This is a genomic window from Veillonella sp. 27098_8_77 (assembly GCF_041431535.1).
In the GTDB taxonomy this organism is placed as follows: Bacteria; Bacillota; Negativicutes; order Veillonellales; family Veillonellaceae; genus Veillonella.
The window spans coordinates 20,944-34,863 of sequence record NZ_JAPVXW010000001.1; the positions used below are offsets into that span (position 1 = coordinate 20,944).

10 protein-coding genes are annotated in these 13,920 nt (G+C 37.1%); all 10 read left to right on the forward strand.

Features of this window, described 5'->3' with window-relative positions; all coding sequences use genetic code 11:
- Positions 1–27: 27 nt before the first annotated feature.
- The 10 genes from O3617_RS00105 (at position 28) to O3617_RS00150 (ending at position 13,918) form a co-directional block, all read left to right on the forward strand.
- A complete protein-coding gene (locus O3617_RS00105; protein ID WP_371447921.1) occupies positions 28–5,835 on the forward strand; it encodes a hemagglutinin repeat-containing protein in 5,808 nt (1,935 codons plus the stop codon).
- A complete protein-coding gene (locus O3617_RS00110; RefSeq protein WP_371447922.1) occupies positions 5,762–6,361 on the forward strand; it encodes a hypothetical protein in 600 nt (199 codons plus the stop codon). The genes O3617_RS00105 and O3617_RS00110 overlap by 74 nt, the downstream gene beginning before the upstream one ends.
- A gap of 28 nt (positions 6,362–6,389) precedes the next feature.
- Entirely contained in the window at positions 6,390–6,827 is a 438-nt protein-coding gene (locus O3617_RS00115; protein WP_371447923.1) for a hypothetical protein, read from the forward strand.
- Positions 6,828–7,066: 239 nt separating this feature from the next.
- Complete coding sequence (locus tag O3617_RS00120) at positions 7,067–7,948, forward strand: sirohydrochlorin cobaltochelatase (RefSeq protein WP_005379180.1); 882 nt, start codon at positions 7,067–7,069, stop codon at positions 7,946–7,948.
- 209 nt (positions 7,949–8,157) lie between these two features.
- Complete coding sequence (locus tag O3617_RS00125; protein WP_371447924.1) at positions 8,158–9,012, forward strand: sirohydrochlorin cobaltochelatase; 855 nt, start codon at positions 8,158–8,160, stop codon at positions 9,010–9,012.
- A gap of 92 nt (positions 9,013–9,104) precedes the next feature.
- On the forward strand, positions 9,105–9,812 hold the full coding sequence (gene cobI, locus O3617_RS00130) for a precorrin-2 C(20)-methyltransferase (RefSeq protein ID WP_371447925.1): 708 nt from the start codon (positions 9,105–9,107) through the stop codon (positions 9,810–9,812).
- Positions 9,813–9,883: 71 nt separating this feature from the next.
- Positions 9,884–11,257: a cobyrinate a,c-diamide synthase gene (locus tag O3617_RS00135; protein WP_371447926.1), complete on the forward strand. Its 1,374-nt coding sequence runs from the start codon at positions 9,884–9,886 to the stop codon at positions 11,255–11,257.
- A gap of 82 nt (positions 11,258–11,339) precedes the next feature.
- On the forward strand, positions 11,340–11,882 hold the full coding sequence (cobO, locus tag O3617_RS00140; RefSeq protein WP_371447927.1) for a cob(I)yrinic acid a,c-diamide adenosyltransferase: 543 nt from the start codon (positions 11,340–11,342) through the stop codon (positions 11,880–11,882).
- Positions 11,883–12,065: 183 nt separating this feature from the next.
- On the forward strand, positions 12,066–12,455 hold the full coding sequence (locus tag O3617_RS00145; RefSeq protein WP_005379218.1) for a class II SORL domain-containing protein: 390 nt from the start codon (positions 12,066–12,068) through the stop codon (positions 12,453–12,455).
- A 233-nt stretch (positions 12,456–12,688) separates the two neighbouring features.
- Positions 12,689–13,918 carry an aspartate kinase gene (locus O3617_RS00150; protein ID WP_371447929.1) on the forward strand — a complete coding sequence of 410 codons (1,230 nt, stop codon included), beginning with the start codon at positions 12,689–12,691 and terminating at the stop codon, positions 13,916–13,918.
- The last annotated feature ends 2 nt before the right edge of the window (positions 13,919–13,920 follow it).

Sequence of the window (13,920 nt, forward strand, 5' to 3'; positions counted from 1 at the left end):
TCATATATATAGTTTGGGAGAGAATTTATGAAACAAAAACGATTACAATGTAAAATTGCTGTTTGGCTTACAATGGGCCTCATGGTTATGGATCCTTTAGTAGTTCCTTTAGCTTATGCAGAAAATCCTATAGAAGTAGATCGCAATGCACCTCAACATCGACAAGCACAAGTAGGACAAGCTGCAAACGGTATTACATTAGTTAATATTGCAGGACCTACGGCAGGTGGTGTATCTCGCAACGATTATACAAATTTTAATGTGCCACAAAATGGTGTGATTTTAAATAATTCATATCAAATGGCGAATACGAGCTTAGCTGGGTATGTGCCAGGTAATGTTAATATGATGCGTGGATCTGCCTCGGTTATTGTAAATGAGGTCACATCTCATAATCCTACTAACATGAATGGCTTTATTGAGGTGGCTGGACGTAAAGCTTCAGTTGTTGTAGCTAATCCTAATGGAATCACTGTAGATGGTGGCGGTTTTATAAATACTGACCGTGCTGTATTAACGACTGGTAAGCCTGAATATGACTCTAATGGAAATCTTAATACCTATCGGGTAGAACAAGGTTCTATTGCGATTAATGGAAAGGGCCTTAATGCAAAAGAATCTAACTCTTTACAAATTTTAACAGAAGCCACTCAAGTAAACGCAGGTGTATGGGCTAATGCAGTAGAGACTCGCACAGGTAAAAATATAATAGATGTCAAGTCTTTAGAATCTAAGGCATTGGGTTCCTCTAATCAAATTGGTCTAGATGTATCTGCTATTGGTGGTATGTATGCTAACTCTATTACCATGAAAGGAACTAATGATGGACTTGGTATTAATGTTAAAGGTACATTAAGTTCTGTTCATGCGACTAATATTAGTGCGGATGGTATGATTCAAGTGGATGGCGGCATAACAAGTAATGGTCAGACATCTATATCAGGTCATGCCATTTCAGTGGGACAAGATGGTGTTGTGCAAGGTGACAACGGCTTAGCTATTGAAAGTCAATCGTCTATGACTAATCATGGTTTGGTAAACTCAAATGGTACTACAGATATTCATGCAAAATCGGTAGATAATGCTGAAAATGGCCGTATATATGGCAATACTGTGTCAATTAAAGCGGATACTGTATCTAATCATACGGATGCAACTATTGAAGCAAGATATACAAGTGCTGCAGATATTTTAAAACAAGCTAAAGAGGCGCTTGATAAAGAGTGGAATGCAGATATAACAGCTTATAAGTCTAAAGAAGAGTTGCAAGCACATCGTAATCGAATTCAAGAGCTAACTAAGACTTATGATAAAGCGCAGGAAGTAATGACTAAAGTACAAAAGGAATTAGATAGTCATAAGTCTGGTACAATTGCAAGTCGTGACCATATGGATATACAAGCTAATGAAATCCATAATAATGGAAATGCTTTATTGTATAGTGGAAATACGATGAATCTAACAGGCTCTCATGTCATTGAAAATAAGGGCGCTACCATTCAATCAGGTGGAGAGATGACTCTAACAACGTCTAATCTTGTTAATGATAATGCAAGCTTTGGTATGAAGCGTGTTTCGGATGGTATTACAAAGCATGGGGATAAACTTAAAGTTGATGATAAAAATCATCCAGAAGAAAATCAAATTTTTGATGTCTCTGAATTTCCTGGCTATACAGGAAAAGGTGGCTATGGTGTGGCTCATAAAGTACCAGTGAAACAAGCTGATGGTTCGATTAAAATGGTAGATAAGGGAGTTCCACCTGTAAAAAACTTTACATTGATTCGAAGTGAAGAGGAGCATACCCATACAGAAGTTACGAATAATCAACCAGGGGTTATTTCTGCTGGTGGCAATATAGTTATCAATGGCGCTTCATCTAATATAAATAGCAAAATTGCATCTGCTAGCCAAGTTGTATTTAATGGGGCACATGAGACTGTCAGTGACAAAACCAGTGATAAGGTGTTTAAAACAGGGACAACACAAGTTAGTGAAGCGAAAAGAGTTCATAAAGCTCATGGTTATAGGTATAAATGGCGCCGATATTGGGATCCAGAAGTATTTATGACACCTTCCATAGAAGAGCAAAATATACAACCAATTGGTACAATACAGGAACATGCTGAGGATACTATCGCAGAGGCTAACAAACGTAAAGTAAATGATAGTCTTGATCCGTTTGGCACAGGTAATCAAGGAAAGTCTAGTATTGGAAATGTAATGATTGAAGGATTGAAATTACCAACACAGGCAATTTATAATATTCATCCAGATATAACAGCGAATGCATTAATTGAAACAGATAGTGCTTTTACAAATCGTAAGAAATTTGTATCGTCTGAATATATGCTAAATGCGTTAGCTAATGACCCAGAGCGAAGAATGAAGCGCCTAGGTGATGGTTTCTATGAACAAGGTCTGATTAATTCACAAATCCTATCTGCTACTGGTAAACCATATTTAGAAGGTTATACAGATAATGAAAGCGAATATAAAGCATTACTCGAAGCTGGTATTTCATATGGTAAAAAATATAAGTTGACGCCTGGCATTACCTTATCAGAAGAACAAATGAAAGCCATTACAACAGATATGGTATGGCTTGAAACAAAAACTGTTGTTGTAAATGGACAACCACAACAAGTATTGTATCCGAAGGTATATTTAGCTAAACAATCGGCTAATCAAATCGATGCTATGGGCGCTGTTGTAAGTGGTAAATCCATTATCGCTAATACAGATAGTACATTTAAGAATAGTGGTAATATGATGGCTGACTCCATTGTAGTACAGGCAAATACAGTGGATAATACAGGTCGATTTAATGCGAATACTGTAGCTATTGGTGCTACGGATTCTATTCGAAATACTGGTGCTATTCATGGTAACGATAGTGTTACCTTACGTGCTAATAATGACATAAGCGTTGAGGCTGAAACAAATCAATTAGCTAATCAAGATGTACTTATGCAACAAGGACGTATTGGTATATCAAATCCTAAAGGAACCATAGACATTCATAGTAATAAGGATGTACATCTAACTGGCGCTATTATTACAGGTGGAGATGAGGGTAATATCTCTATTACTAGTGCCAATACGGTTAATGTGGATACTAAAAAATTAAGTGCCAAGAAAGATATGACATTAAATGCTGCAAATTATCTACGTACAGATAGAGGTACTGAAATTGGTACACAAATTTTAGGTGATGGCAATGTAACAGTTGCCGCCAAGAATGACATCAATATTCGTCAAGGTGTAATAAATAGTGAGCATGGTGTAACAACTATAGCAGCTGGTAATGATGTGAATATTGAAAATGGGAATACCTATAGCCGTGATCAATATGGACTACAGTACAAGGAAAAAGGGCTATTATCTCGTACAGTTAATACGATTCGTAAAGATTATGAGCATACGGGTGTGGTAGCATCCACTATTGGTGGCAATACAATTCAAGTAGGAGCTAACCGTGATGTAAATGTAACCGGATCTAATGTGTTAGGGACAGGTGACGTAGCTATTAGTGCTGGTAATAAGGTTCGCACTAATTCTGCAGAAGATAGCAGTCGCAATGATATATATCAACATAGTAAGAAAAAAGGCCTTATGGGGGCTGGCTTAGGATTTACTATTGGTAGTAAACAGATTAAAGATACAGAAGCAGAGTCTTATACAACAAATGTAAATACATTAATTGGTTCTGTTGATGGTACCATTGCTATTAATGCGAATAATGATGCTCATATTACAAGTACGGATATTGTTGGTAAACATGGTATAACGGTAAGTGCAGCAGATATTACGCTTGATGGTAATCATGATGTAGCTATGTCAAAGCAAGTACATGAAGAAAAAAGGTCTGGTTTGACTGTAAGCTTAGGTGGTTCAATTGCATCTGCATTAAATACCGCACATGGTTTACAACGCAAAGCAAGCAGTCGAAATGATAAACGATTAGCAACTCTTGAAAATATAGAAGCGGGAAAAGAACTAAAAAAAGGATATGAGCAGATTAAAGAGTATCAAGAATTTACACCTGAATTTGTAAAACGAAGAGCGGAAAGCTTAATTGAATCGAGCAAAATTAAGAAAGGTTATGTTGCTCAAATTGATGAAGAATTAAAAAATCCTAACTTGTCTGATAAAGAAATACGTAGATTAGAAAAAGATAGAAATCGTTTGGAACAGGAAGCCAATCAAGAGCATGCTGAAGGTACGAACGATTTACAAGATATTAATTCGAAAGATCAAAAACAATATAACGCCAAGAAGAGAGCGAAGAAAGATGGGTTAGCGAATATTCATGTGAGTATAGGTTCTAGTAAAAGTCGTAGTGAAACAACTCTTAATAGTCGTAACTATGCCGGAGGGAAACTGGTATCTGATGAGGGTATTACTTTGGTAGCTAAACCTAATATGCAAGATAAAGGTAATATTGTTGCTGTAGGTGAAACTATTCGTGGTAAGTCTGTAGCATTAGAGGCTAGTAAAGATATTTCTTTATTAGCAGCTACGAATACATCTGAGAAACAGGTTGCCTATGATAGTAAAGGCTGGTCAATAGGTGCTAATCTTAGTGTTAATGGTGGAGGATTACTTGGTTTAGATGCGAATTATAACCAAGGTATGGAACGTGGTAATACATTTAAAACAACACATACTGGCACAGTAATACAAGCTGATCAGGTAAATCTTCATTCGGGGAAGGATACTACTATTGCTGGCTCTAAAGTTTATGGTGATTCAGTTACTGCTGAGATTGGTGGTAACTTAGCGATAAAAAGTTTACAAGATACAGAAACATATCGTGGAAAATCTAAGAATGCCGGTTTTAGTGTCTCCACAAATGGGCTTCAATTGGGTAGTGTATCTGCTGAATATACAAATGGAACTATGAAAAGTGATTATGCTAGTGTTACTGACCAAGCTGGCATATATGCTGGAACAAGTGGCTTTGTTATTCAAACTAAAGGGAATACAACGTTAGAAGGAGCCGTCATTGGAAGCAAGGCAACAGCAGACAAAAATTCATTAGTAACAGATTCTTTAACAATCAAAGATATTAAGAATAAAGCTGAGTATACATCTCGCAATACAGGTTTAAGTTATACATCTGTATCAGGATTTAAAAATTTAAGTCAAGCTGGTAAGGATGCTGTGTATAATTCATTAGGTTTACTACCTAAATTATTACCAGATTCTAGTAAATCTTCTGAAAGTACTACTAAGTCTGCTATTGCTAATGGTACAATAAAGACACAGTCTTCTAATATTGATATTGATAAAATCTCCCGTGATACGAATTCTAGTTTAAATAAACTAGATACGATTTTTGATAAGAAAAAAGTAGAAGAACGTCAAGAATTGGCTCGGCTATTTGCAAAAGATGCATTTGAACAACTTCACTACTGGAAACCTAGAACTAAAGAAGAAAAAGTTGCAAAAGCATTGGCTCATGCTGTAGTAGCAGAATCTTCTGCCCGCATTGCAGGAAATTCAGCTGGAAGTGGATTTTATGCAGGCCTTAGTAATGAGGCTTTGATTGGTGAAATTCAAAAAATCTCTAAATCAAATCCTGCTGTAGCACAATGGTTGAGTGCGGCTCTTGGCGCTGTGGTTAATGGTGCTTTAGATAAGCCAATTGTTACAGGTGCTACTGAAGCGCAATATGGAACAAAGTGGAATTTAAATTTAACAGAACATGCCAAAAAAGTGCGATTGAATGAGTACAATAGTTTTAAGAAAACTTTTAATGATGAGTATTTGCAGCAACTTAGAGCGGGTAATCCATACACACAAGAACAAGTTTATAAGGCATATCAATGATTTATTATATGCATATAACAATGCAGAAGCTTTTGGTATTACACCAGCTGCTAGAGATTTGTTAGGCTTTTTCCTAGATGAAAATCCAAATGCTCACGGAATTATAGCTGTTGATAAGACTGAAGATGGCTATTCTATTTTTACATTTGGGCCTGATTTACTACTCAATAAAACATTTAGATCACCATATTATTACTTTATAAATTTAGATATTGTTTCGGATGCGGTTAATAAGGTAGGGACGGCAGATGTATCTATGCCTACCTATACAACCTCCCACAATTTTTATGCATATGGAGCAGATCCTGCATTAGCTTTAGGTAGAGCAAGCACAATAACAACTTTTGATAAGAATAGACCTTATGATAGACCTATTATTACGATTATAGATAATTGGAATCATGATAAGATGCTGGCAGAATTAGTGCATTATCCAAGAATATATGAGGCTGCATACATATTACAGCAATCTGGATTTAGGAGGACGTTTGCATTTAAAACAACATATGAGGTAAGTACAGATTAATACATAAAAGTAAAGAGGAAAATTGCATATGAAGAAATATATTATTTTTCTAATTTTAGGTGGATTAATTTTTTCACAATATATATTAAAATATATGCATTACGATTATAACCAATACTTTTGCTTTGGCCGTTACAAGCTACATGCAGAATCAACATTTGAAGATACTTGGAGAGATAATGGTATTGAGCGAGCTATTTATAAGTGTGTAATTAAGGATGATAAACTTTATATGCATGGAAAATCTGGTGTAACCATATTTACTCTAAATACTATTAATCCTAAGATTGTTAAAGTTCCTAGTATGGAATATTATGATAATTTAAGCAAAAAAGAGGTGTCTAGTATTTATGATAGGTCGTTAGAATACTTAAAGAGTACTTATGGAGATGATTTTATCGTAATTGATAAGATAGAGGATTTAAATCAAGAAGATATAGATGTTGTTAAGAATTTAATCAAATAATAGTTGATTAAATTAGTATCAATAATATTGTATGCGCATTTTGAGGCTTAGAGGCTATATTATACCAATACTGTTCTTGGGGCTTTGTCCTGGCAATATATAGAATCTTCAAAATAATTATATGATAATATTTCTCATTGACTTTCATACGTTAATCTTGTATGATTAGTACATAGTAGTTGATAACAATTTTCATTTATAAAAATTGTTTCATATATATGGGTATATGGAGGTCACATATGAAAGGTATAATCATTGCATCCTTTGGATCAATTTATAAAGAAGCGGTGGAAACATCCATTGGCACTATAGAGTCTAAAGTTCGTTCCTTATACAGAGATGTAGAGGTACGACGTGTATTTTTGTCTGATGCATTAGTGGAAAAGTGGAATGAAAAATATGATGATACGATTGCTTCTTTCACCGACGTCATGCAAGAATTTAGCCGCAAGGGAATTGATGAGGTATATATTCAGCCGATTACTCTCGTAGCGGATCAATGCTATCAACAAATGCGTAAGCAAGCACTTAAGTTCTTACATAGCAGTGAATATAATTTCTCTCAAGTTAATATCGGTAAACCGTTATTAACATCGTTAGGTGTTAAAAATTACGCTGATGATTATGAAGCTACATTAGATGGCATCATGCGTCATATTAATACTAAGTCTCTTAATAAATCCGTTTTATTGATGGCAAATGGTCAAAATCAATTGGAATTCTCAACATTACAATTGAAAGCCATGTATGGTTCTGCTCCTAATGTAGCAGTATTTACCACAAATGGTTTCCCTACATTTAAGCAAGCCTTAACATTGGTAGATAGAATGGGGCATAAAGATGTACTCGTTGTACCATTGGCTTTGATTGGTTCTACTCATTTAATGGATTATCTTGGCGGTGATCGTTCCGATTCTATTTATGCACTTTTGACAGAACAAGGGTACAACGTAGATATTTGGAATGAAGGCCTAGGTGAAAATCCATATGTACAAGATTTATTCTTGAAACATTTAGGTCAAGCGATTCGTATGTCTGATAGAAAACGTAGCTCTCAACGCGAATCATATCAAACTGTTATTCGACCTTCCCGTATAGAAGCTCAAGGAATGATTTCCTAATTACTTCTGGTAAGGTTGTATATAAACTCTCTCATAAATACACACTATCTTCAAAAAGCATCCACCTTTAGGGGCGGATGCTTTTTGGTATGTATCTATAAGGGTATGAAAGTTAATTATAATATTACCTTTATACGGGGTATGGTATCCAACTATACTAGTGCGTGTGGTATGATGAATAGTGAATTATATTTGATAAGGAGACCGTTATGAAACAAGCTATATTAGTAGTGGCCTTTGGCTCAACAGTTGATTCCGCTCGTGAACATCAAATTGATGCCGTTGTAAACCGTATTAAAGAGAAATATACAGATTATGAAGTGCGTTTAGCCTTTTCATCTCGTATCATCGTAAAGCGTTTGCGAGACCGTGGTATTGAAATTCCTACAGAGCAAGGCGCATTAGATGCTCTCATTGGTGAAGGATATACAGATATTTATGTACAACCATTGCACTTCACTGGTGGTGAAGAGTTTGATAAGTTGAAACATAATATTTTAAATCACGAACGCGCACAAGAACTTAATACATTGCGTGTGGGCAGACCATTGGTATACTATATGGGCCAAGAGGAACACCCAAATGATTATCAAATTTTAATTGACACATTTGTAAAATCATTAGCTGTTAGTGATGAAGATGGTTTATTATTAGTTGGTCATGGTGGTTTAGGCTCTGGTAATTCTGCATATGGTTATTTGCAATACCAATTGATTCGCAGTGGCCTTAATCATATTCGTGTAGCCACCTTGGAAAATGCTCCTTATGTAGAGGATATAGCTGTGCCTTGGGAATGGCTTGATGGTAAGAAACCTAATAAGATTTATGTGCACCCATTGCTTCTCGTACTTGGCGATCATGCGCTCAATGATTTATTTGGCGATGAAGAGGATAGCGTAGTCAATGTATTAAAAGAGGCTGGCTATGAAGTAGAAGCAATGCATCATGCCCTCGGTGAATATACAGAGATTCAAGACATCTATTGCCAACATATTCAAGATTGTATCGATGATATATATGGTAAACGCAGCAGTCATAGACCGGCGATTCCGAATGTGAAATAAGAGCAGACTTTCACAAAAATTTTGAATATATTTAATAAATTAGGTATAATAGTAATGTTAATCATATTGAAATATAGAATAGGAGAATCATCATGAAAGGTAAATTATATGGCATAGGTGTTGGTCCTGGAGACTCTGAATTAATGACTGTGAAAGCTGCGCGCATTGTAGGCGAAGCGGACGTTATCATTACACCTAAAACAGAAAAGAAAGATGGTTCTGTAGCCCTTAATATTGCGAAACCATACATTCAAGAACATACTGAGATTGTGCCAGTTGTATTTCCAATGGTACTCGATGATGCTACACAACAAGAAGGTTGGGAAGAAGCTAAGCGCGTTATCGTATCGTATTTAGAGCAAGGTAAAAATGTTGTTTTCTTAACACTTGGCGATCCAATGTTCTATAGTACATATATGTATGTATATCGTTTGATTGAAAATACGGGCTTTGAAATTGAAACAATTCCTGGTATCACTGCATTCTGCGCCATTGGTTCCCATCTTGGCTATCCAATCGTAGAAAAAGAAGAAGTGTTGGCTATCGTTCCTGCTACTGCACCTAAGGAAAAAATTGATGCTGTTATGGCTGTTGCCGATGATGCAGTTATCATGAAGGTGTATAAAAACTTTGACGAAGTGCAAGAAGTATTGTTGAAACATAATATGGCTGACGATGCGGTTATGATTTCTCGCGTTGGCTTACCTGATGAACAAGTTTTCGTAGGTCTTGATAATATGCCTAAGAACAAGAAATTAAACTATTTGTCCACAATTTTGGCAAAACGTAAAGATCGTTAATTGACTATACTCTGATATCTGAATGCTTTTAGTGAAAGCTGTATAGATAGTATTAATAAGAGGTAATACATATGAATACTGTACCCATTCCACGTGTTGTTATAGCTGGTACCAATTCCGGTGTCGGTAAAACGACTATTGTTGCGGGCCTTCTCGCAGCGTATCGAGCAAGTGGCCATGGGGTGCAATCCTTTAAAGTAGGCCCGGATTATATTGATCCGGGCTTTCATAAAATTGCATCGGGCCGTGAAAGTTACAATTTAGATTCTTGGTTAGTACCGCCGGATACATTGCCATCATTTTTTGCGTCCATGGCAGGTGATGCAGACCTAGCCATTATTGAAGGCGTTATGGGACTCTATGATGGGGGCCGTGAGGGTGTGAGCAGTACGGCTCAAATTGCTAAGCAATTAGGTGCTCCTGTTGTGCTCGTTATCGATTGTAAGGCCATGGGTGAAAGCGCGGCTGCCATTGCCATGGGCTTTAGAGATTATGATAAAGATGTGGACTTTAAAGGTGTCATTTTAAATCGTTTAGGTTCCGATAACCATGAACGCATGGTCCGTGAAGGTATGGAAAAAATTGGCGTTCCTGTTATTGGTGCTATACGCCGTGATGATCGTATGCACTCTCCTGAACGCCATCTTGGTTTGACGCCGGTTACAGAAGTTGACCCGACTGAGGCTATTGCTGCAATTCAGCATACCGTGGAATCTATGGTGGATTTAGATGCACTCTATAAGGTAGCGGCCAGTGCTGCACCTATGCCTGCACCGATTGATGTAACCAAAGGTGTTACAAAACGAACAAAAATTGGCGTTGCTTATGATGAAGCCTTTTCATTCTATTATCCAGCAAGCTTATCTGCTCTTGAAGCTCAAGGCGCTGAGCTAGTTTATTTTAGCCCTTTAAAAGATAGTGCTATTCCTGATGTAGATGGTCTCGTATTTGGCGGTGGTTTCCCTGAAATGTTCTTGCAATCGTTATCCGAAAATACGACCATGAAGGAATCAATCCTTGAAGCCAACAAACGTTATATGCCTATCTATGCTGAATGTGGTGGGCTTATGTACCTGTGTGAACACATTCACGATTTTGACGGTAATGTGTTTGATACGGTTGGTGTTGTACCTGCCAACTGCGTAATGCAACAAAAACTGCAAAAGGTAGGCTATGTAACAGCAACAGCTAAACGCAACACATTACTTGGCAATACAGGAACAGCCTTGCATGGTCATGAATTCCATTTTTCCACCATGGAACCAACCATTGAGGAATTCCCATGGGCTTTTCACCTAGAAGGGGGCCGTAAACCTCAATCCTATGATGGAGGATATGCTACAGATAATGTGTTGGCATCCTATCTACACCTTAACTTTGCTGGCTCTCTTGAAGAGGCTAAGCATTTTGTAGACATGTGTGAAGCCTTTGGTCATACTAAATAAATCTATTATATTAGTATTAAATAGTTATAGTAACAATAGATGCAGCCCTACATAGTGTGACATAAATAATAGGAGTATAGAAATGAGCGAACGTGGTTTAATTCTCGTCAATACAGGTAATGGTAAAGGAAAAACAACAGCCGCATTAGGTGTTGTATTACGAGCCGTAGGACAAGGTTTGAAAGTTTTGATTCTACAATTCATTAAAAGTGGCCATGGCTACGGTGAACTAGAAGGTCTGAAAAAACTAGGTGATGCGGTTACCATCAAATCTATGGGCAAAGGATTTATCTACTATAATCGAGATAAAGTTACTGTAGAAGAACTAGAAAAACACAAAGCAGCAGCCCAAGAAGCGTGGAAAACATTAGTTAAAGAAGTCAACTCCAACAAATGGGATCTCATCGTTATGGACGAAATCAACAATGCCATTAACTATGAACTCATCGATGTTAACTCCGTTGTAGACATGCTCAAACAAAAACCAGAGCGACTACATGTTATCCTAACAGGCCGCTATGCAAAACCAGAAATCATCGACATCGCTGATACAGTGACCGAAATGAACGTAGTAAAACACGCTTACGAAAAAGGCATAAAAGCAGCAAAAGGAATCGAGTTTTAATAGAAAGAGTGTACGAGACCCGGCCGGTGGAGCCACCGGTGGCCTGCTATTGCGGAAATATAGAAAATTTTCGAAAAAGTCCTTGCCTAAACTATATCGAAAATGTATAATATAGTCATAAGCACAAGGTGCTAATATTCTTAGACATTAAGTATGTATATAACTATAACCAGGAGGTTAACTATGGCTGTACATGATTACATTAAATCTGGCGATTTCGCTACTGAAAAACACGTTCCTGTTATCGAAGCTGCTGACAAAGTAAAAGCAGGTGAAGCATTCGACGTAAAATTATCCGTTGGTAAAGACATTGCTCATCCGAACACTGTAGAACATCATATTGAATGGATTAAATTGTACTTCGTAGCTGAAGGTACTCAATTGCCTTACGAAGTTGGTGAATTATCCTTCAACGTACACGGTGACGGTGCAACAGCAAACGAAGGTCCTGTACATGCAGTTTCCGCAGGTACATTGGCAGTATCCTTGAAAAAATCTGGTAAATTGATTGCTGTATCTTACTGCAACATCCATGGTTTATGGGAATCTGAAAAAGCTATCGTAGTTGAATAATAGATTGTATTTGACTGTAAAAGGCCAGCCTTAGGGCTGGTCTTTTTTGTATAGAGAGTATGACACGTTACGAACATTAACTATTGATTATAAATACAATGTATGTCCGCTATAAAAAGAATTTTGTATTTTTATAGTGGAAAAATACCTGTATATCCCTTTACAGTGCGGTTTGTTTTGTGGTAAAGTATATGCATGTTATTTTTTAGTACAATGATAAATGAGGGATTATAGTGGCATTAATCGTCAAAAAGTTTGGTGGCAGTTCTGTTGCAACACCTGAAAAAATATTTAATATCGTTGATCGTGTCCTTCATGAAAAGAAAGAGGACGATCGCATTGTAATAGTTGTATCTGCTATGGGGGATACAACAGATGACTTGGTAGCTTTGGCAAAACAAGTAACATCTAAACCATATGGTCGTGAAATGGACCGCTTGTTGTCTACTGGTGAACAAGTAACAATCGCATTGATGGCCATGGCATTTAATGAACGCGGCCAAAAGGCTGTTTCTTTAACTGGTGATCAAGCTGGTATTACAAGTAGTGATAACTTTAATAAGGGTCGTATTTTAGGCGTAGACCCTAATCGTGTATTCGAAGCATTAGATGCAGGCAATATCGTTGTTGTTGCCGGCTTCCAAGGTATTACCGAATACGGTGACATGGTAACATTAGGCCGTGGTGGTTCTGATACAACTGCTGTTGCTTTAGCAGGCGCTATGAAAGCTGATGTATGTGAAATCTTTACAGATGTAGAAGGTGTATACTCTACTGACCCTCGCGTAGCAAAGGAAGCTTTCAAACTAGAAGAAGTTACGTATGGCGAAATGCTTGAAATGGCACGTTTAGGTGCAGGCGTAATGCAACCGCGTGCTGTTGAAATGGGGTTCCGTTATGGTGTACCAATTCATGTTCGTTCTACATTTAGTAATAATACAGGCACAATTATTCGGGAGGATTATACCGTGGAATCTAATAAACACGTAATTACAGGCGTAGCCGATGATACAAATACAGCAAAAGTAGCTCTTGTGGGCGTTGAAAATAAACCTGGTATTGCAGCAAAAGTATTCAAAGCATTAGCAGAAAAAAATGTTGATGTGGATATGATTGTTCAATCTATTCGTTCCGTAGGTGAACCTAAAACTGACCTTATCTTCACAATTGCTCTTGATGATGTGGTATTGGCACGTGAAGTGTTAAAAGAATTACAACAAACTGTTGATATCGAAGCTGTTAATATTGACGAAAATATGGCAAAAGTATCCATCATTGGTGCTGGTATGTTGGGTCAACCTGGCGTAGCTGCTCAAATGTTTGATATCCTTAGTAAGGAAGGCATCAATATTGAAATCATCAGTACTTCTGAAATCAGTATTTCTTGCTTGGTTGCACAAAACCGCGTAAAAGATGCAGTTCGTGTTATTCATAATAGTCTTTTGTTAAACGAACGAGGCTAATA

Bases quoted from the DNA above. Each gene is read 5' to 3' on its own strand.
- O3617_RS00135 (WP_371447926.1), top strand. From the start codon at position 9,884: ATGAATACTGTACCCATTCCACGTGTTGTTATAGCTGGTACCAATTCC.
- O3617_RS00110 (WP_371447922.1), top strand. From the start codon at position 5,762: ATGATGAGTATTTGCAGCAACTTAGAGCGGGTAATCCATACACACAAG.
- O3617_RS00120 (WP_005379180.1), top strand. From the start codon at position 7,067: ATGAAAGGTATAATCATTGCATCCTTTGGATCAATTTATAAAGAAGCG.
- O3617_RS00105 (WP_371447921.1), top strand. From the start codon at position 28: ATGAAACAAAAACGATTACAATGTAAAATTGCTGTTTGGCTTACAATG.
- O3617_RS00115 (WP_371447923.1), top strand. From the start codon at position 6,390: ATGAAGAAATATATTATTTTTCTAATTTTAGGTGGATTAATTTTTTCA.
- O3617_RS00145 (WP_005379218.1), top strand. From the start codon at position 12,066: ATGGCTGTACATGATTACATTAAATCTGGCGATTTCGCTACTGAAAAA.
- O3617_RS00125 (WP_371447924.1), top strand. From the start codon at position 8,158: ATGAAACAAGCTATATTAGTAGTGGCCTTTGGCTCAACAGTTGATTCC.
- cobO (WP_371447927.1), top strand. From the start codon at position 11,340: ATGAGCGAACGTGGTTTAATTCTCGTCAATACAGGTAATGGTAAAGGA.
- cobI (WP_371447925.1), top strand. From the start codon at position 9,105: ATGAAAGGTAAATTATATGGCATAGGTGTTGGTCCTGGAGACTCTGAA.